Here is a 24,130-nt window from a genome sequence, read left to right as displayed (position 1 = left end):
ATAGCGAACGTAAAAATGGGCGGCCGCAGCAAGCTGCAACCGCCCGTCCATGTTTACGCAGATGTTGGTCGGCGTTATTCCGCCGCCTGCTGGGCCATCGGGTTATTCGGATGGGTCGTCCAGTTGGCGTAGTTCGGGTCGACAATCTTGCCGGTGCGCTTGTCGAGGCTGCCGGCCGGCAGTTCTTCCATGGTGATGCAGTTTTCGACCGGACAGACGCTGACGCAGAGGTTGCAGCCGACGCATTCCTCGTCCATCACCTCGAAGTGCCTGGCGCCATCGACCATGTTGGTGATTGCCTGGTGCGAGGTATCCTCGCAGGCAATGTAGCAACGGCCGCACTTGATGCAGGCATCCTGGTCGATCTTGGCCTTGGCGATGTAGTTGAGGTTGAGGTACTGCCAGTCGGAGACATTCGGCACCGCGCGGGCGATGATATCATCAAGGCTGCGGTGGCCCTTCTCATCCATCCAGTCGGAGAGGCCCGTGATCATCTCTTCGACGATCTTGAAGCCATAGGTCATCGCCGCCGTGCAGACCTGCACATTGCCAGCGCCAAGCGCCAGGAATTCGGCCGCGTCGCGCCAGGTGGTGATGCCGCCAATGCCTGAGATCGGCAGGCCGTAGGTTTCGGGATCGCGGGCGATCTCGGCCACCATGTTGAGCGCGATCGGCTTCACCGCCGGACCGCAATAGCCGCCATGGCTGCCCTTGCCGCCGACTGTCGGGTTCGGGGCGAAGTTGTCGAGATCGACGGATACGATCGAGTTGATCGTGTTGATCAGCGACACGGCGTCGGTGCCGCCGGCCTTAGCGGCGCGGGCCGGCTTGCGGACGTCGGTGATATTAGGCGTCAGCTTGGTGATGACCGGCATGCGGGTATATTGCTTGCACCAGCGCACGACCATTTCGATATATTCCGGCACCTGTCCGACCGCGGCACCCATGCCGCGCTCCGACATGCCGTGCGGACAGCCGAAATTGAGTTCGATGCCGTCGGCTTCGGTTTCCTCGACCAGCGGCAGGATCGCTTTCCAGGCATCCTCCACGCAGGGAACCATGATCGAGGCGATCAAGGCACGATCCGGCCAGTTCTTCTTCACCTGCTTCATTTCGCGCAGGTTGGTATAGAGGTCGCGGTCGGTGATCAGCTCGATATTGTTCAAGCCAAGCAGGCGGCGGTCCGCGCCCCAAATCGCGCCGTAGCGCGGGCCGTTGACGTTGACGACAGGTGGGCCTTCCTCGCCGAGCGTCTTCCAGACCACGCCGCCCCAACCCGCCTTGAAGGCGCGCTCGACGTTGTAGGCCTTGTCGGTCGGCGGCGCCGAAGCCAGCCAGAACGGGTTCGGGGATTTGATGCCGATGAAATTATTGCGGAGATCAGCCATATCGATTCTCCTTTCAGGCGACTGCAGCGGCCGACTGGGCGGCAGCGAGCGCATTGTTGATGGATTCGGCCGCGTCGCGACCCTGTGCCACGGCGGAGACCGTCAAATCATCGCCGCCCAGCACGCAGTCGCCGCCGGCCCATACGCCTTCGAGCGAGGTGCGGCCTTCGCCGTCGATGGCAATGCGGCCGGCTTCCATGCGCAACGCGCCGAGGCCTGATGCCTCGAAGGTCTGGCCGATGGCCTTGAAGATCTGGTCGGCGGCGATGACGCCGATATCGCCGGTGCCGGTCAGCTTGCCGTCGCGCAGTTCGGTATATTCGACCTCGATGCCGGCGACCTTGCCGTCCTTGTCGAGAATGCGCTTCGGAGCGAGCCAGTGGCGAATCATTACGCCCTTGGAGGCGGCCAGATCCTGCTCGAATTCCGAGGCGTTCATGTGTTCCTTGCCGCGGCGATAACAGATCGTCACTTCTTCGGCGCCGAGCAGTTTTGCCTGCACGGCCGCATCGATCGCGGTCATGCCGCCACCGAGGACGACGACGCGGCGGCCAATGGCGATATCGGCCTTGTCGCCGGCCTGGCGCAGTTCAGCGATATAGGCCACCGCATCGGCTACGCCGTCAAGATCCTCGCCTTCGGCGCGCAGCGCGTTGACGCCGGCAAGACCGAGGCCGAGGAAGACCGCGTCATATTGCTGGGAAAGGTCGGAAAGGCTGAAGTCGCGGCCGAGTGCCTGGCCGTTCTTCACCTCGATGCCGCCGACGGCGAGCACGTAGTCGACTTCCTTCTGGGCGAAATCGTCGACTGCCTTATAGGTGGCAATGCCGTATTCGTTGAGGCCGCCGGCCTTTTCGCGGGCGTCGAAGATGGTGACGTCGTGGCCCTTCACGGCGAGGCGATGGGCGCAGGCGAGGCCGGCAGGGCCAGCACCGATAACGGCGATCTTCTTGCCGGTGGAAGCGGCGCGGGCATAGAATTGCTTGTTCTCGGCCATCGCGGCATCGGTTGCATAGCGCTGCAGTCGCCCGATTTCCACAGGCCGCTCCTCGGCAGTATTGCGCACGCAAGCCTGCTCGCAGAGCTGTTCGGTGGGACAGACGCGGGCGCACATGCCACCGAGAATGTTCTGGTCGAAGATGGTCTTTGCAGAGCCGATCGGGTTCCCCGTCGAGATCTGACGGATGAACATCGGAATGTCGATGGAGGTGGGACAGGCCGTCATGCACGGCGCGTCGTAACAGAAATAACAGCGGTCGGCAGCAACCAGCGCCTCATGGTTGTTCAGGCGCGGATGAAGATCGGAAAAGTTAGCATCATATTCGGCAGGCGTCAGCCGGCCCCTATGAATCCCAGTTTCCAGTCGTCCCATTGAAGTTCCCTCTTATAGTAAACGGCCAGTGGCAAGAACGGTAACTCAGGATAAAAAATTTATCAAACGGTAAATTTTTGCGTTTTTCTTTGCTGTATTGCAGCCTGAAATGTGTCGTCGGGACGTGCCAGGTTGGTCCCCAAAAATCATGCAACTGCTTAATTTTGCTGTGATTTTGTGAATATAGCGAGTAACGGAGTCCGAAGCCCACGAGGCTTTGCCGTCGAAGCGGAGCAGGAGGCCGACTGCGCTACGGATCATTTTGCCAATGCGGTGCGGGTGAAGAAAAAGCGAATTTTTTTGCCTCCGGATGGAACCAAGGCCCGGCAGCATCGTTATTAGGATGTCCTGTCGATGATCGCATCCCCCTGATGCACGCCCAATAGCATCACAGGACTTCTACTCACGGTCCCCTCCCGATGAGTGCAAAGCAGCCAGTGCGTCGCCCTCGCACTGGCTGTTTCTTTTGCCTTGCGGATCGGCGCCTGTCAGGCGGATCAGCGGCGTCTCAGGATCTCATATTCAGTTTCGGGAATGGTGAGGCGATAGCCGATGCTTCCATCGCCGATGGCAAAGTCGGCGCGGCCATTCATGGAAGTCGGCACGACACGCTCGAGCACCGTGCGGCTGAAGCTGTTGTCCTCGAATTCATGGTCGTTGGGCGTATAGAAACGCTCCGACCATGCCACCTCGATCGCCTTCTTGCCATCGAGTTCGGCTTCCTTGCAATTCAGCGTGATGCTGGTCGCTCCCGCCGAAATGGCGCCATGCGAGGCGGAGTTGACGATCAACTCGTGCAGGGCAAGTCCCAGGTGCACGGCTGCATTGGGTGTCAGATGTGCATTGATGCCGTAGATCGGCATGGGTACGCCGGCATCGGGCCAGTAGGGCGCGAACTGCTTTTCCGCAAGTTCGAACAGATAGGCACCACGCCAGCTGGAATCGGTGATGAGATCTTGTGAATTCGACAGGGATTGCAGCCGGCCACGGAATTTGATCAGGAAATTGTCGACTGAAAGAGTATGGCGCGCGGTCTGCGTTGCGATGCCCTGAATGATCGCCAGAAGGTTCTTCGAGCGATGCGATAGCTCGCGCAGTAGCGACTTCAGGACTTTTTCGCGGTGGCGGCTTTCGGTGATTTCAGAGATGACTGACAGTACGCCCTGCGGCTTGCGGCCGCCAATGCGCTCTATCTTCAGCTCGTAGATGCGTATGCCGTCGCCGCTTGGAATTTCGACTTCCGCGGTGGCCGGCTTGCCGGTTTCGAGCACCCCTCGCTTCAGGCGCAAGAGGTGCTCTCCATCCTTCTCGCCGAACAAATGCCAGTCGTTGCCGCCAATCACGAGGGATGGCTGCAGATGATCCGGCAGATTGTCGGCATACCGTATTGCCAGAGCTTGGTCCTGAAACAGGACCCACACGTTGGCGCTCGCAAGCGCCCGCTCCATCAGAGCGGCTTTGCCTTCCAAACTCAAAGGCGCGCCGGGTAATGGTTCAGACGTATTCACCCGCTTGCCTTTCACTCGAATTTCGAGAGCCCCGCCGATAGGGCATTCTCACTCGCAAGAATTCGGACCGACCTATAAAATTACCCGGTATAACAGTCCGTAAACCGGCCGCATTGAATCTCAACGCCCGGCTGTGATCTTTGTTCCGCAGCAGGGTTTCCAATCGAATTAGGCCGCCACCTTTGTGGTTTCGTTGAAGAAAAGCGCCTGGCTGATGAGTGCCTTCACCATGTCGGGGTTGAACGGCTTCGTGACGAGGAAGGTCGGCTCCGGCCGTTCGCCCGTCAAAAGGCGCTCTGGGAATGCGGTAATGAAGATCACAGGGATATTGGCCGTCTTCAGGATGTCGTTGACGGCGTCGATGCCCGAACTGCCATCGGCAAGCTGGATGTCGGCAAGAACCATCCTCGGCTTCGTTGCATTGTAGAGCGCAACCGCTTCGGCATGGGTGCGGGCAATGCCGGTCACGCGATGTCCGAGGCTTTCGACCATCTGCTCGATATCCATCGCGATCAGCGGCTCGTCCTCGATGATCATGATTTCCGTGGCTACCTGCCGCGAAATTTCCTGCGACGCAGTGTCGAGCAGATGCATGGCATCGCTTTCCGAGATGTCGAGGATGTCGGCGATCTCGCCGAGGCGGAAACTTTCGACGGATGCGAGCAGGAACGCCTGGCGCGCGCGCGGGGAGACCTTGGAGAGGTTCACTGTTGCGCGCTGTTCCCAGGCGAAGGGCGAGATTGGTTCGGGAATCTGAAGGGATACGGAACCGAACAGCTTGGTGAACAGTTTATAGAGTGCAACGCGGTCGCTGTCGGTATCCGGGAATATGGAGATGTCGGTGATGATGGCTTCCAAAACCGCAGCAACATAGGCGTCCCCGGACGTCTGCGTTCCAGTCAAAGCACGTGAATAACGACGCAAATAGGGGAGGTGCGGCGCAATGCGTGTGGAAAGTGTCATCAAGGGCTCCCGCCTTTTATAAAATTCTAATTTAAATACAGCACAGAGGGCTGCGATGACTAACAAACGTCAGTTCAGTAAAAAAGTTCCTCTTTGTCGGAACTTTTTTTAGCTAGTCGCATTACAATGCTTACAATCGGCGGGCTTCATCCTTTACGAGTCGTTACGAAGCTGTTTGGACGAGCTGGACTGTTCTCCTGAACGGCGAGGCGGAAAGGCATGTCCTACCCATGAACGCGAGACAATTGAAAAAGCGAGCAGGCTAAATGACAGTTCAAAATCACGAGGACGCAGACACCAAGACATCCGACCTGCGCGCAATCGATATCCTCGACCCCAACAATCAGATCGGCAACAGGCTGCGCTCCTTTTATGCTGCAGTGCAGGACGAAGCCATTCCCGATCGCTTCCTTGATCTGCTCGAGAAGCTGGATCAGGCCGAGCGCTTGGCTTCCTCGAACGTCTCTAAATAGGAGGTGGGCGAGATGGAACCGCAATCGAGCTTCAAGCGCGAACTCCTGTCGGCTCTTCCGAGCCTGCGAGCCTTCGCTATTTCATTGACCGGTCGCCATGATCGGGCAGACGATCTTGTCCAGGATACGATCATGAAGGCCTGGGCCAAGCAGGATCATTTCGAGATGGGCACGAATATGAAGGCCTGGCTCTTCACCATCCTGCGCAACGAACTCTATAGCCAGATGCGCAAGAGCGGCCGCGAGGTGCAGGACAGCGACGGCATCTTCACGGAATCGATGGCAACCCATCCATCGCAATATGGTGCGCTCGATCTTCAGGATTTCCGCAAGGCGCTCGATCAGTTGCCGCCGGATCAGCGCGAAGCCATCATCCTCGTGGGTGCTTCCGGATTTTCCTATGAGGAAGCCGCCGAGATTTGCGGCTGCGCAGTCGGGACGATCAAGAGCCGCGTCAACCGCGCCCGCCAGCGCCTTCAGGAATTGCTCGGCATTTCCGGTGAAGCGGACTTTGGTCCGGATGCCACTTCGGCGCCGCTGACATCAAAGGCATTTGCCTTCTAAAGAAAAGGCCCGGTCCAAAAGACCGGGCCTTTTCCTATCTCATTCATGTGTGGTGACGGACGTCGCTTCCCTACGAGATTACGAGGGAAGCTGGAATTTCAATCGTCCTCGCTGCTCGTTCCGAACATATTGCCGAACAGCAGGGCCGCGGCGATCGCCGCAGTCATTAACGGCTGCTTTTTCACGAGGCCGAGTACGGTGACCGCGATCGATTCCATTGCGAGGCGACGCTCGCGAGCGCGACGCTGCTCCTGCTTGTCGATGATCGCCATGATGACAAGCACGATCAGGCCGAGCAGCAAGGCTCCCGCGCCGATGAAGAGTGCCGAAGCCGCGGCGCCATATATCGCCGCAAGCCAGATGGCGGCCGCCACGAGAAAGAAGGCATAGGCCGTCAGCAGCAGGAGCACTGCAACCGCGATAAAAATACCGTTGCGCTTGGTTCGCGCAACGGTACGGCTCAATTTGCCTGACAGCAGCAGGCCCAGGATCGAGGTCAGCATTCCGCCTCCCTAGCGGCGAGACAGAAGCAGGGCGACCGCCAAGCCGAATGCCGCGGCTGCGCCGATGGTGGCGACAGGATGCTGACGAACGGTTCTGCGAACTTCGCGCGAACCCTTGGCATAGCTGCGTTGCAGTTCCTGCAACAGTTCCTCGCCGCGCACTGTCAGATCGTCCAATCCGGACTCTGCGCTTGCACGCAATTTCTTGCCCTGCTTTGCGCCGTTCTGGCTGATCAGCTTGGCAAAGGCTGCAACTTCTTCGCGCAGCGCTTCGATCTGGTCCTCGATGCTTGCCTCGACGTCTTGCAGGCTGCTGCCATTGCGCTTGCCTCGGGCCGAATGCAGGATGGATGTAGCCATGTCTAGCTCCCTTTGCTTTAAGTAGGCGCCCGAAAAGCGCCTGTTGTTCGCGATGACCGGACGTTATCCGACACACTAGTTTGTCTAGCGTGCGGAACATCAATTCCGATCGCTGCACCTCAACGCGCGGCTGTAGCAAAAGGTTCCGGAACAGGTGGCGGAAGCAGGGTCAGTCGACGAGCGCGCTATGGGCGAGAACGAAGGGAGCGCCGTCGGCGGGAACGCGGTTGACCCGCAGATTGCAGCCGAACACATCCTGAAGATGCTGATCGGTCAGGGCTTCCCTGACCGAGCCCGCAGTCCGCAGACGGCCGCCCTTGAGCAGGACCATCCGATCGGCAAAAAGCGCGGTCAGGTTGAGATCGTGCATGACGGCGATGACACCGCCGCCACGGCGGCAGAATTGCCGGGCAAGCGTCATGATGGTGAGTTGATGGCTGATATCCAGGCTGGAGACTGGCTCGTCGAGGAGCAGCCAGCAGGGTCTGCCATCGATGACCGGTTCGGAAATCTGGCAAAGCACGCGGGCGAGTTGCACGCGCTGCTGTTCGCCGCCTGACAGTTCCTGGTAGAAGCGCCCCTCGAAGCCGGCGAGATCGACAGCGGCGAGTGCCTCGGCCGCCGTGCGATCGGCCTGTTCGGGATGACGGTTGCGCCCGCTGGTGAGGCCCATGCGAACGATTTCGCGCACTGTGAAGGGGAAGGAGATCGAGCTTGCCTGCGGCAGCACACCGCGCATTTCGGCGAGCTGCCATGGCTCCAGGCCACGGATTTCAGAGCCGTTCATGTGCACCGAACCCTGATAGGCCAATTCGCCCGAAATGGCTTTCATGATGGTTGTCTTGCCGGAGCCGTTCGGCCCGCAGATTGCCGTCAACTTTCCGGGCTCGGCGGCGAAGGACACGTCCTGCACGATGGTCTGGCCCGCAAGCCGGACAGCGAGATTGGAGACCTGGATCATCGTTGGCTCACAGGCTGAGGCGCGAGCGCTGCCGCAGCAGCATCCACAGGAAGAACGGCCCGCCGACGCCGGCCGTCAGAATGCCGATCGGCAGCTCGGCCGGGGAAACGATGGTGCGGGCTACCACATCGGCAACGATCAGCAACGAGCCGCCGAGCAGCGCCGAGGCGGGTAACAGGAAGCGATGGTCCGGCCCGATGATCATGCGCAATATATGCGGCACGACGATGCCGACGAAGCCGATGCCGCCGCTGACGGCAACGGAAGCGCCAACCGCCGCCGCCACGCTGATGATCGCGATGTTCTTCAGCCGTTGCACGGCCACGCCCATGTGAAATGCTGCGGCTTCGCCGAGCGTCAGCGCGTTCAGGCCTCGCGCCATGAAGGGAAGGGGCAGAAGCGACAGGATGATGATGGGGCCGGCGCCCATGACCTTGCTCCAGGTCGAACCGGCGAGCGATCCCATGCTCCAGAAGGTGAGGTCGCGCAATTGCCGGTCGTCGGCCATATAGATCAGAATTCCCGTCGCAGCCAAAGCGAGGGAGCCGAGAGCGATGCCCGCCAGCAGCAGGGTGGCTATCGACGTCTGCCCATGCCGGGTTGCCACCTTATAGAGCAGCAGTGTCGTCACCAGGCCACCAATGAAGGCCGCGATCGGCAGGGAAAAGATGCCGAATATATGCACGACCGGAGCCAGCACGCCGCCGCCGAGAACGATCATGGCGACCGCACCAAGGCTGGAGCCGGCGGAAACACCGATCAGGCCAGGATCGGCCAGCGGATTGCGGAAGAGGCCCTGCATGACGGCGCCGGAGACGGCAAGGCCGCCGCCGATCAGGAAGCCGAGTATCGCGCGGGGCAGGCGTATGTCGAAGATGACGATGCGGTCGCGATTGCTGAGCGCGCTATCGGCGCCGTCGCGCACCATGCTGGCGACAACGTCGATCACGGAAGCGTTGGAGGCGCCCATCGTGATCGAGAAGGCGAAAGCTGCCGCCGAGATGAGAACGAGGGCGGCAAGCACGAGGAACGCAAGCGCCGTGCGATCCCCGTTGCGATGACGTGCTGTCGTTTGCGACATTTGCTTCAGCCCCGCCACGGCATCGTTGAATGCCACGTCAGCCTCCGTAGATAGCCGCGTTCAGCTCGCGAATGGCGCTGGCGGTGCGTGGTCCAAAGCCAAGCAGATGCAGGCCATCCATGCGAACGACCGCCTTGTGGCTGGCTGCGGGCGTCAGCGAAATGGCCGGCTGCTTCAGCAGATCTTCGTTCGACATCGACAATGGGCCTTCGCGGTCCATAATGAGGATGACGTCGGGCTTGGCTTCGATGATCGCTTCGTCGGTCAACGACTTGTAGCCGCTAAAACCGGTGATCGCGTTGAGGGCGCCGGAGAGCTTGATGATACCATCGGCGGCCGTATCGGTGCCCGAAGCGAGGATCTTGCCGTTCTGATTGCTGAGTATGAAGAGGACGCGCTTGCGCTCGACCTCCGGGCGCTTGGCGGAATCGACGATGGCGGCATCCAGATCGGCTGCGACCTTGTCTTCCAGTGCCTTTGTCTTTTCCGGTACGCCGAGCAGCGAACCGACGACCTCTATCTTCTTCAGGATGCCGTCGCGGTCATAGGTCTGCGGCACGGTTTCGAAGGGCAGGCTGGCATTATGCAGCACCGCCAGAGCTTCCGGCGGACCGGAGCCCTCGACGGCGATGATGGCGCTTGGATTGACCGCGAGTATTCCTTCCGGAGACAGCGCCCGCATATAGCCGACATCGGGAAGCTTGGTTGCTTCTTTCGGATAAAGGCTGGTGGAATCGCGTGCGATCAACCGCTTCTCTTCGCCGAGCGCGTAAATGATCTCGGTGACGTCGCCGCCGATGGAGACGAGGCGCGTGGTATCGAGCTTCTTCGGTGTTTCGGCGGCGTGAGCATGGCGCACGAGGCTGCCATATCCGGCAATGGGATTGGCGGGTACGAGCGGCAGGGTCATCACCACCAAGGTCAGTGCGACTTCCCAAGGCTTGATGCGCTTGAAGTTCTTAAACATCGTCATGGGCCACTTCTTATGCAGCGACGCTGGCGCCGGCTCTCGTCAGATTTTCGATGATGACGCGCCAGTCGGGGCGCTCGTCGAAGCCTTCTTTCCGCTTGCCGAAGAACTGGATGATCATCTCGCCCTTGGCGTTGTAGGCTTCCACGGAGCTGACATGCCCGTCCTTGGTCGGCTTGCGCACGGCCCAGGCCTCGGCAATGTGATCCTGGCGAAGGTGCAGATGGAAAGTCGGGTCCATGACGTTGATCCAGGGTCCCATGGTCTGGACATTGAAGATCGGGCCGGAGTGGATCTGGACCGTGCCTTCGTTGGCGACGAAGCACATGATCGGCAGACCTTCGCGCACCGACGCATGCATCATCTCGGCGACCGCGCCGGTTTCCAGCTTCCAGGCATAATCGTCGCCGACGGTGCGAATGGCTTCCTGACGGCCGATCTTCAGCTTCTTCAGCATGCCGAAGAATTCGTGCGTGTCGGTCATGCGGCTCCAGTGATCGCGCAGCTCGTCGCGGCTGACGTCGCCATCGGTGGCGCCATTGTCATAGCCGGAGCGATCCTCGGCGAATTCCTGCGACTGATCGTCAAGCCGCAGCTCGGCGACCATGGCATGATAGGCATCGACATTCGAATCAGGGCGCAGATGCACCTTGTGAACGGCGTCGCCGGCCTTGTCGAAAAACTGCAGGCTCAGCTTCTGCTGGTCGCCGTCAGTCTTGGTGACGGCGAAGGCATGCGCCCAGCGCTTCGGGAAAATGCGCAGGTCGATGTTTTCGCCGAGAACGATCGCGGCGTGGACACCGGTCTTGATGTTTTCGTAGACGCCGATCTTTTCGTGGACGGCGCTTTCGTTGCGCGACAGGGCCATGACTTCGCCGAGCGAGGCGATCCGCTCCAGAAAGCGGTTGGCGTCAGCGTCGATGTGGATGGCCGAAATGCCGACTTCCGCCGCGACCAGGGCGCCTCGGAAATATCGAGGCGGGCGGCGATATCGCGCTCTCGCATCTTCGGGTTCTCTGCGCGGAAAGCGCGGATGGCGGCGGGGGTGGGTCTGGTCGTCTCAGTCATCTGTCATGCCTATTTGTTGAGTATGAGCTTGCCTTGGCGCGTGATCTTCATTCGATAGATAACGCCTTCATGCTTGATCATAATTTCGGTCTGGCCCCGGAAAATATCCGTGCTCTCGACAATTCTTACCTGCGATGCCGTCGTGCTTTGAGCCGGCGGCGTTGGGGTCTTCTCAGCAATCATCCCGTTTAGTTTTGCCTGAAAATTCATCGTGGGCCGAACCCTTGCTCGGCCAAATTTATCTTGACTTGCATACTCATGGTTTCATAAAGACGCAATAGAAGACTGACAAAGTCAAGTTTAAAAATTCGACGATGCACGCCTAAGCGGTTAGCCGGGTCAACAGTCGTCAAAACCATATTCGGAGATATGTCGATGCTGACGAAAACGATCCTGGCGCTCGCTATTTCGGGGATGTTTGCAACGGCATCCTGCGCACCGGCATTCGCCCAGGATGCAAGCGCCGCGCCGGCTCCAGCCGCTGCCAACCACAAGCTCAATGTCGAGCTCAATGCGCTGGCTCCGTCTCAGAAGGGCTGCATGATGACCTTCGTTGCCGAAAACGACATGGCAGCGCCGATCAACAAGATCTCCTTCGAGCTCGCCTTCTTCAACGACAAGAATGCGGTCGACCGCGTCACCGTTCTCGACTTCCGCGACCTGCCGCTCGGCAAGAAGCGGGTGCGGCAATTCGACATGCCCGGCGTGAAGTGCGAGACCGTATCGCGCATCATCATCAACGACACGCCGGTCTGCGATGGCCCGGCGGCGGGTGAGTGCAAGGCCGCGTTGACGACCCGCTCCCAGACCTCCGTTCCTTTTGAAGGTTGACGGCCATGGCGACGCGCTCGGTCAAGGTTTCCATGGAGCGCCGCCGTGCGAACGGTGGCATGAATGACAACTATCCGAGTGTGCTGCCGGGCCACGAGCTTACCGGCCTCGAGGGCGTACCGCGCCCGCCGGCTGGGGAGGCGGTGTCTCACTACAGCCGTTTTACGCAGATTGATTCCTTTCCGGAGCATCCGACCGAACCGGCTCAGGATGCATCCGAGCCGCCGGCTATGGACGTGCTGGTTGAAAAGCCGAGCGGTGCGTTTTCTTTCAGGAGGAAGGGTATTACCTTTGCTTACCTTGGTTCCTGCCTTTTTCACATAGCGCTGGTTGTTGCGGTATTATGGTTCGCTATTCCGGCGCCAGACGATGCCCAACAGGAAGAGGGTGACACGCTCAACGTCGTCATGCTCGGTAACCCCGTTGACGAAGTGGCGGCCGGGGAAAAGAGCAAGCAACCGCCGGAACCAGAGCAGGTCGAGGCTGAGGCGGTGCCCCCGGATACTGTACAGCCCACCGATGCTAAGCCTGTGGAGGCGCAACCCACTCAACCTCCTGAGACGGCCGAAGCTGTTCAGCCTGTCGAAACCAATGAGGCCGCGCAGCCCCCTGCGGAAGCCGTGCAGCCAACATCACCGGAGACCGTTGCAACCGCGGAACCTCAGATATTGGCAACACAAGCGCCAGCCGAGACTACCGTGGTTCAGCCCGCGGCAGCGGAGCCGGCAGAAGTGCAGCCTACAGAAACCGTGCAGGCTACAGAGCCGCCTGCGGAAGTCGTGACGCCCGTCGACAAGCCGGTTCAGCCAGTCAAACTGGTTGATAAGCCGAAGGAGATCGTCAAGAAACAACCGCCAAAGATTGTGAAGAAAAAATCGGGCTCCGAAGGCGAGGGCAAACAAGATTTGTCGAAAGGTTCTTCGGAGGGAAGCGAAGCAGCGCGTTCCGATAATACCGCACAGGCTAACGCCCGTCGAACTGGGTCTGGCAACGCTGACAAATCAAATTATGACGGTAAAATACGGACATGTATCGAGCGTTACATACGGCGCGCCTCCACCGGTGAGAGAAAATTGAACATCGTAGTTCGTTTTAGGGTGGAAGCATCTGGCCAGCTCGTATCGCCCGGAATTGCCGGCAGTTCGGGCGATACCGAATTCGATCAGGCTGTCCTTGGTGCATTGCGCAAAGTCGGATCGTGCCCATCAATCCCTAGCGAATTGGGCGTATCAAGCCTGCCTTACACAATTGCAGTCCAAGTGCGCTGATGTACTACATTAAAATATGATCAAAACTCTCAACTTTATACTTTACTCCAAAACTCATGTTTAATATGGTTGTCTCGTGCTCGATGGAATCGAGCGCGCAAGAGCAACCAGCAAACGGGTGATGTATGGCGCGTAAGGGGAAGAAGGATTTTGGCCGCGAGAACCGTCAGGCGCAGACGCCGGCACCGGTTCCGGCGAAATCCGGTCTCGACGTCCGCAGTTTTCTCTATGTCGGCGGTCGCGATTGCCAAGTGGCGCATCTGCGCCAGATCGCCAGCAATTTCGGGGCCGAACTGATCCATCACGACGGTGGCCTGCGCGAGGCAGTGTCGCGCATCGATACGGTGTTGCCCTCGGTCGACTGCGTCTTCTGCCCGATCGACTGTATCAGCCACGATGCCTGCCTGCGGGTGAAGACCGGCTGCAAGAAATTCGGCAAGGCATTCATTCCCTTGCGCAATGGCAGCAAGTCCAGCCTCGAGCGGGCGCTGCAGACCATGAAAGAACGAGACGTTTCCCAATGATCGATAATGGTCCTGACGGGTTTATGCTGATCGGCCTGCACAAGCTGGCCGCGCAGAATGGCGATGGGCTGGTGCCCGAACTCTACGAGTTGTTGATGCGCCGTGCCGAGGAACAGCGGCGTGCGGCCAACGTCACGTCCTTCCCATCGTGGAAGGCGCGGCTGCCAGGCGAAATGCCGGATCACCCGCTGGATGAGATGACCCATGACGCGCAAATGTCGTTGCCTTTGCGCCGGGCGTGGATAAAACTGTGCCGCGTCGCAAGAAGGTCTGATTGTCGAACGAGGTCGCCATGTATATCGCCATGAACCGCTTCAAAGTCGTCATCGGTTTGGAGGGCGAATTCGAAGAGGTTTGGCGGGGGCGCGATTCCCGGTTGTCCGAAGTGCCCGGTTTCCTCGAGTTTCGTCTCTTGCGCGGCAAGGCGAATGTGGATGAGGGCTATACGCTGTTTTCCTCGCACACCACCTGGCTCAGCGAAGAGGCTTTCATCAACTGGACGAAATCCGAGCATTTTCGCGCGGCGCACCGCAATGCCGGCGATAACAAGCGGCTCTATTGGGGGCCGCCGCAATTCGAAGGCTTTAGTGTGGTGGCTGGGATCTGAACGGCCTTAGCCCATCGGTTCTTCCGAAACGGTAGGATCGAACCGTTCTTTCATGACTTGGCGGCGCTTGTTCTGAAGAAGGCGCCGATTGCTATGACGGCCCAGCCCGCGATCATGCCCAATCCGCCGATCGGTGCCGCCATCGGAAACAGCGAGCTGCCGCCGAAATGGCGGTTGATCAGATCGCCAGCAAAAATCAGCGTTCCCAATCCTAGCAGCAAGACCGCGAGCGGCGCGGTACGGATGCGGTCATAGCCGGCATAGAGCGCCAGTAGTGCAGGGGCGTGGGCCAGGCTCATGGTGGACGCAGCGCCGAGAAAATGCGTATCGCCGCCATGCGTGGCCGCGGCAGCGAGCGCCACGCCGCCGCCGCCGAGAACTCCCGCAACAAACAGGGTGGCTGGACGGATTATCGCGCCAAGACTCATCTCTTTCCTCATTCCCTGTTCTGCATGTGGAAGGCCAGTCGTTCGATCGGCTCCCAGATAATGGCTCTCAGCTTCTCGCTGTCGATGGTCTCGTCCATGGCGCGGCGGAAACAGAGCAGCCACTCGTCGCGTTCCCTCGGGCCGATGGCGGCAACGAAATGCCGGCTGCGCAGGCGGGGATGGCCACGTTTCTCGATGTAGAGCTGCGGCCCGCCGAGATAGCCGGTCAGATATTCGTAGAATTTCTCCTGCGAGCCTTCGAGGCTCGGCGGATGCACGGCACGACAATTGGCGGCTTCCGGCAGCGTATCCATCAGCTCGTAGAAGCGGGCCGTTAATGTCCGCACCGTCCGGTCGCCGCCGATCGCTTCGTAAAGTGTGATGGTTTCTTCGCTCAAGCCACGGCCCCTGTTCGTGATGTCCTACATGGCAACTGACGGACGATGCCGCAACCGCCGATCTGGCCGGTGCGGCGTTTCGGCGCTGCCTTATTTGCTGGTTGTCAGGTGGAAGGCGTCGCTCTCGCCGGGGACGAGTTCAAGCGGCCAGGTCGTCTGCCGCTTCGCCGTGGGGTAGATATGATTGTAGGCAGGCATGTTGGAGAGCAGGATTTCCGCGAGCTCGACACCGAGATCGTGCAGTGATGTGCGAAAGCAGGTCAGCGCCGGCTGCAGGAATTTGGCACGCGGCGCCTCGCGAAAGCCGACGACGGCAATATCGCGCCCTGGAATGATGTCGGACTCCATGACACGTCGATAAAGGCCGATGGCCATCAGTTCGTAGATCAGGATCACAGCCGTCGGGCTGTCTTCGAGGCGAAGCAGTTCGTCGGCAACCTGATAGCCGCCCTGTTCGCTCGATTTGGCACGAATGACCAGCGCCGGGTCGTAGGCGATGCCGTGCCGTTCCAGCGCGCGGCGATAGCCTTCCGCGAAGACGAAGCCGAGGTTGATGTCGCTGGCGGGGACGCTGATGGCAATACGGCGGTGCCCATGCGCCACGAGCCGGTCGACGGCGCAATTGGCGACACCGTCAAAATCAAGATCGGCCCAGGGATGCTGGGTGCCCGAGAGGCTGCGGCCAAGTGCTGCAAAAGGGATCTTCGCCTTGGCGAGCAGATCAAAGCGCTTGTCGACGCGCTGCGTCTCAGAAATGATCATCGCATCAACGACGCGTCGCGCCACCATGCGCTTCAGATACTCGTAGGGATCTTCATCATTCGGGCAGGGGAGCATGATCAGATCGAGATTGTGTCGTGAAAACACGCTCTGCAGCCCGCCCGTCACGGTCAGGAAGAAATTGTCGCTGTTTTCAACGGTTTCCCTGCTGGACTGGATCATCAGGCCGATGACGTTCGTCGTGCCCTGCCGCAGGCTGCGCCCGGATTGGTTGGCCACATAGCCTAGTTGCTCGGCGGCGGCGAGTACGCGCTTGCGGGTTTCCTCGTTGACGTCGGGCTTGCCGTTCAACGCGCGTGATACTGTGCCGATCGAGATATCGAGATGCTCGGCAAGCTGACGAATTCCCTTCATCGGCCGCGGTGTTCCTCCATGCGCCATTTTCCGTGGTCCTCCTCTATTGACACAGGAAAATCTTTTCGCATAGTATCGTAAACGTTTACGGAGCGCGTGTCATGAGGGGTTACGCACCGCCCGCTGGAGGACATCGTGAAATTTAATGCCATTTTGTGCGGGTGCGGAGCTATGTCCAAGGGCTGGCTCAGGGCCATCGCCTCGACGCCTTCACTTGCCGAATCCATTCAGATCGTCGGGCTGGTCGATCTCAACCGATCGACCGCGGAAAACCTTGCCAAAGAATTTTCCCTCGACAATGCCTTCATCGGCTCGGATCTGGCCGAGGTCATTGCCGCGACCAAGGCCGACCTGGTTTTCGACGTCGTCATTCCGGCCGCGCGCTTCGGCGTGGTCTCGACGGCATTGAAGGCCGGTTGCCATGTGCTCAGCGAAAAGCCGATGGCGACGTCGCTCGCCGAAGGTGCTGCGCTGATCGATCTCGCCGCTCAAGCCGGCAAGGTCCATGCCATCATCCAGAACCGCCGCTTCATCTCGGGCATACGCCGGCTGCGGCGCTTCGTGGAAGAGGAGGCGATCGGCGAACTCACGGGCATTCATTGCGACTTTTTCCTCGGCCCGCATTTCGGCGGTTTCCGCGAGGAGATGGACAATGTGCTGTTGCTCGACATGGCGATCCATACCTTCGATGCGGCCCGTTTCGTGTCCGGCAAGGTGCCGGTCTCGGTCTATTGCGTCGAGAAAAACCCGGTGGGCTCCTGGTACAAGCACGGAGCATCGGCCCATGCGCTCTTCGATTTTTCCGACGATGTCGTCTTCAGCTATCGCGGCTCCTGGTGCGCGGAAGGACGGCGCACGAGCTGGGAAAGCCAATGGCGGCTGACCGGCAGCAAGGGCATGCTGACCTGGGACGGCGAAGAGAATTTCGAGGCTACCATTGCCGGTCATGAGCCGGGGCTGCTGCATGGCTTCACCCCAATTGAGGTTCCCGGCCCGAAGCATGAGGCGGAGACACATGGCCATGCCAGCGTCATCGCCTCCTTCATCGAAGCGATCAAAACCGGCAAGCCGCCAGAAACGGAAAGCCGTGACAACATCCGCAGCCTCGCCATGGTTCTCGGCGCGATCGAGAGTGCCAAGACCGGCCGGCGCGTCGACATTTCAGCACAAGGACAGTGAGACCATGACCAATCCGGCAAAGGCCATCCGCATCGGCACGATGATCAGGGCGACGAACGAGGATGCCGCCAAGAACATCGCCAAGATCGCCGATCTCGGCTTCGAAAGCTTCGAGCCCTTCTTCTGGCAGACCACCAACGGCCAGAACCTCGCAGAACTCGGCAAGCGTAGCCTGGACGCCATCGGGGATCGAGACATCACCATCTCGACCCTCGGCATGTTCGGCAATCCGCTCGAAGAGCGCGAGCTTGACCTGCAGACGCTGCAGGGCTGGAAGGACTGCATCGACAACGCCCATCATTTCGGCGCCACCTGCGTTGCCGGCTTTACCGGTCGCATCCGCAACAAGCCGCTCACCGACAGCCTGCCGCGCTACAAGCAGGTGTGGAGCGAGCTTGCCAAGCGCGCTGCCGACAAGGGCATCAAGATCGCTTTCGAAAATTGCGCCATGGATGGCAACTGGGCAACCGGCGACTGGAACATCGCGCACAATCCCGACGCCTGGGAGCTGATGTTCAACGAGACCCCGGACGACAATCTTGGCCTGGAATGGGAGCCGTGCCATCAGATGGTCTATCTGATCGAGCCGCTGCCGCAGATCCGCAAATGGGCCAAAAAGATTTTCCACGTCCACGGCAAGGATGCGACGATCCGCTGGGATGTCATCAAGGAGCATGGCATTTTCGGCAAGGAGAAGTTCGTCTTCATGCGCACGCCGGGCTTCGGCGACAGCAACTGGACCGACATCATTTCCGAGCTGCGTCTTGCGGGCTGGTCCGGTTCCATCGACATCGAAGGATGGCATGATCCGGTCTATCGCGACGCGCTCGAAATGACTGGCCAAGTTCATGGCCTGAACTATCTGAAGAAAAGCCGCGGTGGGGACTTCGTCGAATAGCGCACGTATTTGCGAATCTGCATCGATTTAGGAAGCGAGTTGTGCGTTAATCAGATGCCCGGAGCGGCTAACGCTTCGGGCAAGACGGGCATCCAAACGGAGGAACTGCCGAGCGTCTGCTTCTTGTCTTATGGGAGAGGCGACGCCCGGTAAAAATGAGAGGAAAAGACCGATGGCAGCGCGGGCCATGCCGTCGGACAAACACCGTCACGGTTCGCAGGTGGAGGAGAATATATGAGGATTTTTTCGAAGCTGGCGATCACCGCCGGCATGTCGCTTCTGTTGGCTGCCGGTGTGGCGCAAGCCCAGAGCAAGACATTTAACGTCTGGTGGTACGAACTGCCCGATACGCCTCAGGCGATCGCCTGGACCAAGGCGCTCGGCGTTTTCAAGACCAAGCATCCAGACGTGACCGTGAATTTCGAACAGAAGACCTTCGATCAATTGCAGAAGGCCGGCAGTCTCATTCTCAACTCGGACCAGGCGCCTGACGTCCTCGAATACAACAAGGGCAACGCCACGGCGGGCCTCGTCGCCTCGCAAGGCCTGCTGACACCGCTCGACGACCAATTCAAGGCACGCGGCTGGGACAAGGTCCTGAACGAAACCAACACGCAGCTCAGCAAATATGATGCGAACGGCGTCTATGGCTCGGGTCCGATCATCGGCATACCGGCGCTCGGCGAGTTCGTCTCGGTCTTTTACAACATCGACATGTTCCAGGCCGACGGCTTGAAGGTGCCGACGACGCTGGCCGAGTTCGAGGCTGCTCTCGACCATTTCAAGCAGAAGGGCATCACGCCGCTTGCCTATGGCACGGTGGATTCGAACGCACAGCATCTGCTCTACACGCTGGCGCTGACGCAGGCTGACGACACCTGGGTCAAGAATTATCAGGGTCTCAAGGCGCCGCTCGATACCAAACCCTTCCTGTTCGCCGCTCAGAAGATCGCCGACTGGGTGAGCAAGGGTTACATTTCCAAGGATTCGACCGGTCTCAAGGGCACGGATGCCGCCAACGTCTTCTCTTCGGGCAAGGCGCCGATGTTCGTCAGCGGCACCTGGAACAACGGTAATTTTGCCAACACCATCAAGACGTTCAAATGGAGCCAGTTCCTTTTCCCGACGCCGAAATACACGGTCGGTTCGACGGGCAGCATGTTCATGGTGCCGAAGAGCGCCAAGAACAAGGATCTCGCCTATGAGTTCATCGATCTGGTGCTGAGCAAGGAAAATCAGAACGAACAGGCAAACCTTGGCGGCGTCGCCATTGGTGCCGATCCGGCTGCGATCACCGACGAAGTCGGCAAGCGCAACGTCGAGCTGTTCAACCAGATCTCCAGCAAGGGTGGCCTCGGCTTCTACCCGGACTGGCCGGTGCCCGGCTACTACGAGCTGCTGATCCAGGCGACGACCGGCCTGGTCAATGGCTCCACCACGCCCGATCAATTCATCGTACGCCTGAAGAAGGCCTATGATGACGTGCAGGCGGCTCAATAACACCATCGGCGACAATCACAACGGCGGGACGGCTTTCAAAGCCGCCTCGCCGTATCGGACTGGAGGAATTCGATGGAGAATTCGAGGAGCGCCGGCAAGGCGGGATACTATTTCTACATGATCCCCGGCATGCTGGGGTTTGCGGTCATAGTGCTCATTCCACTGATTGCCAATTTTGCGATCAGCTTCACGACATGGAAGGGCGGCGTCATTCCGCCACGCTATGTCGGTTTCGATAATTATGAGAGGCTGCTTCAGGATGCCGCCTTCTGGGGCTCCATCCAGCACACGCTGCTGTTCATCATCTCGATGACGATCGTGCCCATTCTTCTGGGGCTGGTGCTGGCTGCGGTGCTGTTCGACTATATCAGCGCGCAGTTCAGCGGGACATGGTCGAGCTTCTTTCGCGCCGGCTTCTATCTGCCGCAGATCCTGCCGCTGACCGCTGCCGGCGTTCTCTGGGGATGGATCCTCAATCCCATCGGCATCATCAATGCGGTGCTGAAGGCCATCGGCCTCGATTTCATGGCCAAGAACTGGCTGGGGGATGCGAGCTATGCCCTCTGGGCGGTTTCCGCCGTCATCGTCTGGGTACAGGTCGGTTACTGCCTTGTCGTCTTCATGTCCGGATTGGCGCGTGTCGACCCTTCGCTTTACGAAGCAGCAGAGCTCGACAATGCCAGCTGGTTCGGCCGCTTCCGCTCCATCACCATTCCGATGCTGATGCCCGAGATCTTCGTGGTCGCACTGACGACGCTGATCGCCGCCCTCAAGGTTTTTGCGCCGATCTATGTTCTGACATCAGGCGGCCCGGACAATGCGACGACCGTGCCATCCTACCTGTCCTATTACCATTTCTTCACGACGAACCGCGTCGGCTACGCAGCGGCAATCGCAACCTTGCAGACGGTGATGACCATCGTGCTCGGCATCGTGTTCCTGCGCATGCAATCGAAACAATCCGAGGGAGGGCATTGATATGACCGCCACGTCTTCGCTTTCGGTCCCGGTTGTCTCGGCGGATCATCGGCAGAGAAAGGGCTTCGGCCGCTGGGTCGTTCTGGCCATTCTGCTCGTCTTTCTAGCCGGAACGCTCTTTCCGTTCTTTCTGGCGGCCTTCAACGCCATCAAGACGCCTTCGGATTACGCCGCCAATGGCCCGCTTGCCTTCCCGCAGACCTTCGATCTGACGGCGCTGAAGAACTTCTGGGATACGGTCAATTTCCCCCGCAAGCTCTTCAACAGCGTCCTGATCAGCGGGTGCACGGCCATATTGGCCGTCGTCCTCAGCCTGCTCAACGCCTATGCCATCGGCATCGGCCGGGTGCGGGGCGGCCAGGCAATGCTGGTGATCTTGCTGATCGCCATCATGGCGCCGCAGGAGGCGCTGGTTTACCCGCTCTACTATATGGCCAAGCAGGTAGGCCTGTTCGACTCGATGCTTTCGGTGATCCTCATCATCGGCGTGTTGCATACCGCCTTCGGTACCTATCTTCTCTCGTCCGTCATGGCGACCTTCCCACGCGAGATCATCGAAGCCGCGCAGATCGACAATGCGAGCCGCTGGCAGATCCTTTGGATGGTGATCGTCCCCGTGATGCGGCCGACGCTCGCCGTGCTTGCGACCTTCTTCTTCATCTGGACCTGGAACGAGTTTCTGATCCCTCTGGTGTTTCTGGTCTCCAACAACAATCAGACGGTCTCCGTTGCCATGGGCGTGCTTTCGGGCGCCAATACGCAGGAACCGACCGCAATTGCGGCGGCCTCGTTGCTCGGCATCACGCCAACGGTGATCTTCTTCCTGATTTTCCAGCGTACGCTCACACGGGGCGTGGCTGTCGGTGCAGTCAAATAAACCAATGCGGAAAGTCCCGTCCGGTCGGTCATCATCCGGCAGGGCGGGATGCGATGAATGGCAGGTCTGACAAAATTCGAGTTTTCCGCAGGAGGAGAAATTGGCAGGAATCAACATCAAATCCCTCACCAAGCATTTTGGTGCCGTGCAGGTTCTCAACGATATCGATCTGACGATCGAGCGTGGCGAGTTCGTCGTTTTCCTCGGTGGTTCCGGTTGCGGCAAGTCGACATTGCTGCGGATGATCGCGGGTCTTGAGTCCATCACCAGCGGCGAGATCTGGATCGGCGGAAAGCGCGTCGACCAGCTGCCGCCGGGCGAACGCGGCGTATCGATGGTGTTCCAGTCCTATGCGCTCTATCCGCATATGACGGTACGCGACAACATGTCCTTCGGCTTGAGAAATATCAAAACGCCCAAGCATGAGATCGCAAGACGCATCGAGGAAGCCGCAAAGATCCTTGAGATGCCGCATCTTCTGGATCGCAAGCCCTCGGCATTGTCGGGCGGTCAGCGCCAGCGTGTCGCGATCGGCCGCGCCATCGTGCGCGAGCCGGATGTCTTCCTCTTTGACGAGCCGCTGTCCAATCTCGATGCCGGCCTTCGCACCCGCACCCGCGTCGAACTGGCGCAGTTGCATGAGCGCCTGGGCGCGACGATGGTGTTCGTCACGCATGATCAGGTTGAGGCGATGACGCTTGCCGACCGGATCGTGCTGCTCAACAACAAGAAGATCGAGCAGGTGGCGTCACCCGTCGAAATCTATACGCGGCCCGCAACGCGTTATGTCGCTCAGTTTGTGGGCTCGCCGGGCATGAACTTCATCAATATCGCCGGTGTTGGTGAGGCGGGCGGATTGGCAACAGCGACCTTGCCGGATGGTTCGGTCATCAGGACTGCCGTGCCGCTTGACGGTCTTTCGAATTCCGGATTGACGCTCGGCATTCGCCCCGAGCATCTGGTCGTTGCGGCCGCTGAGAAGGGCGATATTGGCGGGCATGTTGAGACTGTAGAGCGCCTGGGCGACCGATCGCTCGTCCATGTCCGGCTCAAGGATGGTTCGAAGATTATCGGCACGGATCCGGGCATGACGACGGTCGCCACCGGCGCGCCGATAGCGTTTACCGTCGATGCGGCAAAGGTATCGATCTTCGATGCGAATGATGTCGCTTATCATTGCGTGAATTGAGAGGAGAATGGCTCGGATGAGGTTTGGAATTCGTGAGTTTTAGGGTCGACGAATAGTTCATTGACGAAACCGTCCAACTGGTATGTTATGCCGCCATGTCTACTGCGCACCATAGGAAAAAGCAGCCTCTGTTCGTCCGCCAGCAATTGCTTGACGTGGCGGCGCGGCTGGCTTCGGAAAAGGGGATGATGGCGGTGACGCTGGATGCCGTTTCCGGCGCTTCCGGTGTCAGCAAGGGCGGATTGTTGCATCATTTTCCCAGCAAGAACATGCTGCTTGAAGCATTGTTCGACAGTCTGCTGGAGCGACTGGATGCGGCGATCGAGGAGGCGATGCGCGCCGATCCGTTGCCGCATGGGCGCTTTACCCGCGGCTACCTTCACGCCTGCCTTGCGCTGCGCGATCAGCCGCAGGGTACGAAGGATTGGGCGCAGGTGACGATGGTGCTGCTCAGCGAGCCGCAATTGCGTCAGCGCTGGCGTGACTGGGTGCGCGAGCGCAGCGAGGAATATGTCGGAACGGACTCCTCGGTGGATGCGGCCATCGTCAGGCTGGCGACCGACGGGCTCTGGCTGGCGGACCTGCTCGGTAGCCGGGATATGGACGAGAGTGCCCGCCAGAGGCTTATCGATCGGCTTGTCGAACTTACACAGCTCTAGGAATATCGGAGAATACGGAATGGCGAACGCATCGGTCTATGCAATGCTGGTGGCTGCGATCGTGCTTGAGGTGATCGGTACGACGGCGTTGCAGATGTCGCAGCAGTTCACGCGGCTTGGCCCTACGGTCCTGCTGGTGGTTTGCTACACTGCGGCTTTCTATTGTCTGTCGGTAACGTTGCGGGTGATGCCGGTGGGCATTGCCTACGCCATCTGGAGCGGGCTCGGCATCGTGCTGATTTCGGCGGTCGGGCTGGTGCTTTTCCGCCAGAAGCTCGACCTTGCCGCCATCATCGGCCTGGCGCTGATCATCGCCGGTGTCCTCATCGTCAATCTGTTTTCAAAATCCGTGTCGCACTGAAAAGACAGGTGTTTTTCATGGCCATTTTTGCCTTTGTCAAATCGCTTTGGACGCATTATGTCTTGCACTAAATGGTTCAAGTGGCTTG

28 protein-coding genes and 1 pseudogene are annotated in these 24,130 nt (G+C 59.5%); 15 read left to right on the top strand and 14 right to left on the bottom strand.

The genetic code is table 11. The features are described from left to right. Positions 1 to 74 precede the first annotated feature (74 nt). The 4 genes from preA to BSK43_RS09305 all read right to left on the bottom strand — a co-directional run bounded on the left by preA (position 75) and on the right by BSK43_RS09305 (position 5,231). Positions 75 to 1,388 (bottom strand): NAD-dependent dihydropyrimidine dehydrogenase subunit PreA, encoded by a 1,314-nt coding sequence (gene preA, locus BSK43_RS09320; protein ID WP_077469654.1) that lies wholly within the window; start codon positions 1,386 to 1,388, stop codon positions 75 to 77. A 13-nt stretch (positions 1,389 to 1,401) separates the two neighbouring features. Beyond that, positions 1,402 to 2,760, bottom strand: coding sequence for an NAD(P)-dependent oxidoreductase (locus BSK43_RS09315; protein ID WP_077469655.1), 1,359 nt, complete (start codon positions 2,758 to 2,760; stop codon positions 1,402 to 1,404). Between the two features lie 497 nt (positions 2,761 to 3,257). Continuing rightward, the gene (locus tag BSK43_RS09310; RefSeq protein ID WP_205910609.1) at positions 3,258 to 4,208 is read right to left on the bottom strand and encodes a sensor histidine kinase; all 951 of its coding nucleotides are present in this window, start codon (positions 4,206 to 4,208) and stop codon (positions 3,258 to 3,260) included. 228 nt (positions 4,209 to 4,436) lie between these two features. Continuing rightward, positions 4,437 to 5,231 carry a response regulator gene (locus BSK43_RS09305; RefSeq protein ID WP_077469657.1) on the bottom strand — a complete coding sequence of 265 codons (795 nt, stop codon included), beginning with the start codon at positions 5,229 to 5,231 and terminating at the stop codon, positions 4,437 to 4,439. 266 nt (positions 5,232 to 5,497) lie between these two features. Between BSK43_RS09305 and BSK43_RS09300 the strand changes: the two genes are divergently transcribed. After that, positions 5,498 to 5,704, top strand: a complete 207-nt coding sequence (locus tag BSK43_RS09300) for a NepR family anti-sigma factor (protein ID WP_068401443.1) — start codon at positions 5,498 to 5,500, stop codon at positions 5,702 to 5,704. Positions 5,705 to 5,716: 12 nt separating this feature from the next. Then, a complete protein-coding gene (locus tag BSK43_RS09295) occupies positions 5,717 to 6,268 on the top strand; it encodes an RNA polymerase sigma factor (RefSeq protein ID WP_068401441.1) in 552 nt (183 codons plus the stop codon). Between the two features lie 98 nt (positions 6,269 to 6,366). Here BSK43_RS09295 and BSK43_RS09290 read toward each other — a convergent pair whose 3' ends face one another. From BSK43_RS09290 to BSK43_RS09260, 7 genes and pseudogenes are all read right to left on the bottom strand, one after another. Then, positions 6,367 to 6,771, bottom strand: a complete 405-nt coding sequence (locus BSK43_RS09290; RefSeq protein WP_077469658.1) for a hypothetical protein — start codon at positions 6,769 to 6,771, stop codon at positions 6,367 to 6,369. A gap of 9 nt (positions 6,772 to 6,780) precedes the next feature. Next, complete coding sequence (locus tag BSK43_RS09285) at positions 6,781 to 7,131, bottom strand: DUF883 family protein (RefSeq protein WP_077469659.1); 351 nt, start codon at positions 7,129 to 7,131, stop codon at positions 6,781 to 6,783. Positions 7,132 to 7,300: 169 nt separating this feature from the next. Continuing rightward, positions 7,301 to 8,092 carry a heme ABC transporter ATP-binding protein gene (locus BSK43_RS09280; protein ID WP_077469660.1) on the bottom strand — a complete coding sequence of 264 codons (792 nt, stop codon included), beginning with the start codon at positions 8,090 to 8,092 and terminating at the stop codon, positions 7,301 to 7,303. A 7-nt stretch (positions 8,093 to 8,099) separates the two neighbouring features. After that, the gene (locus tag BSK43_RS09275) at positions 8,100 to 9,173 is read right to left on the bottom strand and encodes an iron ABC transporter permease (RefSeq protein ID WP_136686867.1); all 1,074 of its coding nucleotides are present in this window, start codon (positions 9,171 to 9,173) and stop codon (positions 8,100 to 8,102) included. 37 nt (positions 9,174 to 9,210) lie between these two features. Continuing rightward, the gene (locus BSK43_RS09270; protein WP_077469662.1) at positions 9,211 to 10,146 is read right to left on the bottom strand and encodes an ABC transporter substrate-binding protein; all 936 of its coding nucleotides are present in this window, start codon (positions 10,144 to 10,146) and stop codon (positions 9,211 to 9,213) included. Between the two features lie 10 nt (positions 10,147 to 10,156). Beyond that, positions 10,157 to 11,211: pseudogene (locus BSK43_RS09265) on the bottom strand (ChuX/HutX family heme-like substrate-binding protein). Positions 11,212 to 11,220: 9 nt separating this feature from the next. Continuing rightward, the gene (locus BSK43_RS09260) at positions 11,221 to 11,394 is read right to left on the bottom strand and encodes a hemin uptake protein HemP (protein ID WP_077469663.1); all 174 of its coding nucleotides are present in this window, start codon (positions 11,392 to 11,394) and stop codon (positions 11,221 to 11,223) included. A gap of 192 nt (positions 11,395 to 11,586) precedes the next feature. On the opposite strand from BSK43_RS09260, the gene BSK43_RS09255 reads away from it, so the two are divergent. From BSK43_RS09255 to BSK43_RS09235, 5 genes are all read left to right on the top strand, one after another. Then, positions 11,587 to 12,042, top strand: a complete 456-nt coding sequence (locus BSK43_RS09255) for a hypothetical protein (protein WP_077469707.1) — start codon at positions 11,587 to 11,589, stop codon at positions 12,040 to 12,042. A gap of 5 nt (positions 12,043 to 12,047) precedes the next feature. Continuing rightward, positions 12,048 to 13,310, top strand: coding sequence for a cell envelope integrity protein TolA (locus BSK43_RS09250; protein WP_077469664.1), 1,263 nt, complete (start codon positions 12,048 to 12,050; stop codon positions 13,308 to 13,310). A gap of 125 nt (positions 13,311 to 13,435) precedes the next feature. Then, a complete protein-coding gene (locus BSK43_RS09245) occupies positions 13,436 to 13,834 on the top strand; it encodes a DUF2325 domain-containing protein (RefSeq protein WP_077469665.1) in 399 nt (132 codons plus the stop codon). Continuing rightward, entirely contained in the window at positions 13,831 to 14,142 is a 312-nt protein-coding gene (locus BSK43_RS09240) for a hypothetical protein (RefSeq protein ID WP_246662524.1), read from the top strand. Before BSK43_RS09245 ends, BSK43_RS09240 begins: the two co-directional genes overlap by 4 nt. Next, positions 14,127 to 14,441: an antibiotic biosynthesis monooxygenase gene (locus tag BSK43_RS09235; RefSeq protein ID WP_077469708.1), complete on the top strand. Its 315-nt coding sequence runs from the start codon at positions 14,127 to 14,129 to the stop codon at positions 14,439 to 14,441. Before BSK43_RS09240 ends, BSK43_RS09235 begins: the two co-directional genes overlap by 16 nt. A gap of 50 nt (positions 14,442 to 14,491) precedes the next feature. Here the strand turns inward: BSK43_RS09235 and BSK43_RS09230 are convergent, their stop codons facing one another. From BSK43_RS09230 to BSK43_RS09220, 3 genes are all read right to left on the bottom strand, one after another. Further along, the gene (locus tag BSK43_RS09230; protein ID WP_077469666.1) at positions 14,492 to 14,869 is read right to left on the bottom strand and encodes a DUF423 domain-containing protein; all 378 of its coding nucleotides are present in this window, start codon (positions 14,867 to 14,869) and stop codon (positions 14,492 to 14,494) included. An 8-nt stretch (positions 14,870 to 14,877) separates the two neighbouring features. Continuing rightward, complete coding sequence (locus tag BSK43_RS09225) at positions 14,878 to 15,267, bottom strand: group II truncated hemoglobin (protein ID WP_077469667.1); 390 nt, start codon at positions 15,265 to 15,267, stop codon at positions 14,878 to 14,880. A 90-nt stretch (positions 15,268 to 15,357) separates the two neighbouring features. Then, on the bottom strand, positions 15,358 to 16,401 hold the full coding sequence (locus BSK43_RS09220; protein ID WP_077469668.1) for a substrate-binding domain-containing protein: 1,044 nt from the start codon (positions 16,399 to 16,401) through the stop codon (positions 15,358 to 15,360). Between the two features lie 135 nt (positions 16,402 to 16,536). Between BSK43_RS09220 and BSK43_RS09215 the strand changes: the two genes are divergently transcribed. The 8 genes from BSK43_RS09215 (at position 16,537) to BSK43_RS09180 (ending at position 24,042) form a co-directional block, all read left to right on the top strand. Next, complete coding sequence (locus tag BSK43_RS09215) at positions 16,537 to 17,580, top strand: Gfo/Idh/MocA family oxidoreductase (protein WP_077469669.1); 1,044 nt, start codon at positions 16,537 to 16,539, stop codon at positions 17,578 to 17,580. Positions 17,581 to 17,584: 4 nt separating this feature from the next. Next, complete coding sequence (locus BSK43_RS09210) at positions 17,585 to 18,478, top strand: sugar phosphate isomerase/epimerase (protein WP_077469670.1); 894 nt, start codon at positions 17,585 to 17,587, stop codon at positions 18,476 to 18,478. Positions 18,479 to 18,712: 234 nt separating this feature from the next. Then, entirely contained in the window at positions 18,713 to 19,978 is a 1,266-nt protein-coding gene (locus BSK43_RS09205; protein WP_077469671.1) for an extracellular solute-binding protein, read from the top strand. 72 nt (positions 19,979 to 20,050) lie between these two features. Beyond that, entirely contained in the window at positions 20,051 to 20,956 is a 906-nt protein-coding gene (locus BSK43_RS09200; protein ID WP_077469672.1) for a sugar ABC transporter permease, read from the top strand. Between the two features lies 1 nt (position 20,957). After that, positions 20,958 to 21,833 (top strand): carbohydrate ABC transporter permease, encoded by an 876-nt coding sequence (locus tag BSK43_RS09195; RefSeq protein ID WP_077469673.1) that lies wholly within the window; start codon positions 20,958 to 20,960, stop codon positions 21,831 to 21,833. Between the two features lie 100 nt (positions 21,834 to 21,933). Then, positions 21,934 to 23,022 (top strand): sn-glycerol-3-phosphate ABC transporter ATP-binding protein UgpC, encoded by a 1,089-nt coding sequence (gene ugpC, locus BSK43_RS09190; protein ID WP_077469674.1) that lies wholly within the window; start codon positions 21,934 to 21,936, stop codon positions 23,020 to 23,022. Between the two features lie 95 nt (positions 23,023 to 23,117). Continuing rightward, positions 23,118 to 23,681: a TetR/AcrR family transcriptional regulator gene (locus BSK43_RS09185; RefSeq protein WP_068401383.1), complete on the top strand. Its 564-nt coding sequence runs from the start codon at positions 23,118 to 23,120 to the stop codon at positions 23,679 to 23,681. 19 nt (positions 23,682 to 23,700) lie between these two features. After that, positions 23,701 to 24,042 carry an SMR family transporter gene (locus tag BSK43_RS09180; RefSeq protein ID WP_068401382.1) on the top strand — a complete coding sequence of 114 codons (342 nt, stop codon included), beginning with the start codon at positions 23,701 to 23,703 and terminating at the stop codon, positions 24,040 to 24,042. Positions 24,043 to 24,130: the final 88 nt, after the last annotated feature.

It is taken from the genome of Rhizobium sp. P44RR-XXIV, assembly GCF_001999485.2.
Classification (GTDB): Bacteria; Pseudomonadota; Alphaproteobacteria; order Rhizobiales; family Rhizobiaceae; genus Rhizobium.
Note: the sequence above shows the minus strand (reverse complement) of the source record. Positions and strands in the feature narration are given on the sequence as shown.

Excerpts from the sequence above, each read along its gene's own strand:
- preA (WP_077469654.1), bottom strand. The coding sequence starts at position 1,388 with ATGGCTGATCTCCGCAATAATTTCATCGGCATCAAATCCCCGAACCCG.
- BSK43_RS09315 (WP_077469655.1), bottom strand. The coding sequence starts at position 2,760 with ATGGGACGACTGGAAACTGGGATTCATAGGGGCCGGCTGACGCCTGCC.
- BSK43_RS09310 (WP_205910609.1), bottom strand. The coding sequence starts at position 4,208 with ATGGAGCGGGCGCTTGCGAGCGCCAACGTGTGGGTCCTGTTTCAGGAC.
- BSK43_RS09305 (WP_077469657.1), bottom strand. The coding sequence starts at position 5,231 with ATGACACTTTCCACACGCATTGCGCCGCACCTCCCCTATTTGCGTCGT.
- BSK43_RS09300 (WP_068401443.1), top strand. The coding sequence starts at position 5,498 with ATGACAGTTCAAAATCACGAGGACGCAGACACCAAGACATCCGACCTG.
- BSK43_RS09295 (WP_068401441.1), top strand. The coding sequence starts at position 5,717 with ATGGAACCGCAATCGAGCTTCAAGCGCGAACTCCTGTCGGCTCTTCCG.
- BSK43_RS09290 (WP_077469658.1), bottom strand. The coding sequence starts at position 6,771 with ATGCTGACCTCGATCCTGGGCCTGCTGCTGTCAGGCAAATTGAGCCGT.
- BSK43_RS09285 (WP_077469659.1), bottom strand. The coding sequence starts at position 7,131 with ATGGCTACATCCATCCTGCATTCGGCCCGAGGCAAGCGCAATGGCAGC.
- BSK43_RS09280 (WP_077469660.1), bottom strand. The coding sequence starts at position 8,092 with ATGATCCAGGTCTCCAATCTCGCTGTCCGGCTTGCGGGCCAGACCATC.
- BSK43_RS09275 (WP_136686867.1), bottom strand. The coding sequence starts at position 9,173 with ATGTCGCAAACGACAGCACGTCATCGCAACGGGGATCGCACGGCGCTT.
- BSK43_RS09270 (WP_077469662.1), bottom strand. The coding sequence starts at position 10,146 with ATGACGATGTTTAAGAACTTCAAGCGCATCAAGCCTTGGGAAGTCGCA.
- BSK43_RS09260 (WP_077469663.1), bottom strand. The coding sequence starts at position 11,394 with ATGATTGCTGAGAAGACCCCAACGCCGCCGGCTCAAAGCACGACGGCA.
- BSK43_RS09255 (WP_077469707.1), top strand. The coding sequence starts at position 11,587 with ATGCTGACGAAAACGATCCTGGCGCTCGCTATTTCGGGGATGTTTGCA.
- BSK43_RS09250 (WP_077469664.1), top strand. The coding sequence starts at position 12,048 with ATGGCGACGCGCTCGGTCAAGGTTTCCATGGAGCGCCGCCGTGCGAAC.
- BSK43_RS09245 (WP_077469665.1), top strand. The coding sequence starts at position 13,436 with ATGGCGCGTAAGGGGAAGAAGGATTTTGGCCGCGAGAACCGTCAGGCG.
- BSK43_RS09240 (WP_246662524.1), top strand. The coding sequence starts at position 13,831 with ATGATCGATAATGGTCCTGACGGGTTTATGCTGATCGGCCTGCACAAG.
- BSK43_RS09235 (WP_077469708.1), top strand. The coding sequence starts at position 14,127 with ATGTATATCGCCATGAACCGCTTCAAAGTCGTCATCGGTTTGGAGGGC.
- BSK43_RS09230 (WP_077469666.1), bottom strand. The coding sequence starts at position 14,869 with ATGAGTCTTGGCGCGATAATCCGTCCAGCCACCCTGTTTGTTGCGGGA.
- BSK43_RS09220 (WP_077469668.1), bottom strand. The coding sequence starts at position 16,401 with ATGAAGGGAATTCGTCAGCTTGCCGAGCATCTCGATATCTCGATCGGC.
- BSK43_RS09210 (WP_077469670.1), top strand. The coding sequence starts at position 17,585 with ATGACCAATCCGGCAAAGGCCATCCGCATCGGCACGATGATCAGGGCG.
- BSK43_RS09205 (WP_077469671.1), top strand. The coding sequence starts at position 18,713 with ATGAGGATTTTTTCGAAGCTGGCGATCACCGCCGGCATGTCGCTTCTG.
- BSK43_RS09200 (WP_077469672.1), top strand. The coding sequence starts at position 20,051 with ATGGAGAATTCGAGGAGCGCCGGCAAGGCGGGATACTATTTCTACATG.
- BSK43_RS09195 (WP_077469673.1), top strand. The coding sequence starts at position 20,958 with ATGACCGCCACGTCTTCGCTTTCGGTCCCGGTTGTCTCGGCGGATCAT.
- BSK43_RS09185 (WP_068401383.1), top strand. The coding sequence starts at position 23,118 with ATGTCTACTGCGCACCATAGGAAAAAGCAGCCTCTGTTCGTCCGCCAG.
- BSK43_RS09180 (WP_068401382.1), top strand. The coding sequence starts at position 23,701 with ATGGCGAACGCATCGGTCTATGCAATGCTGGTGGCTGCGATCGTGCTT.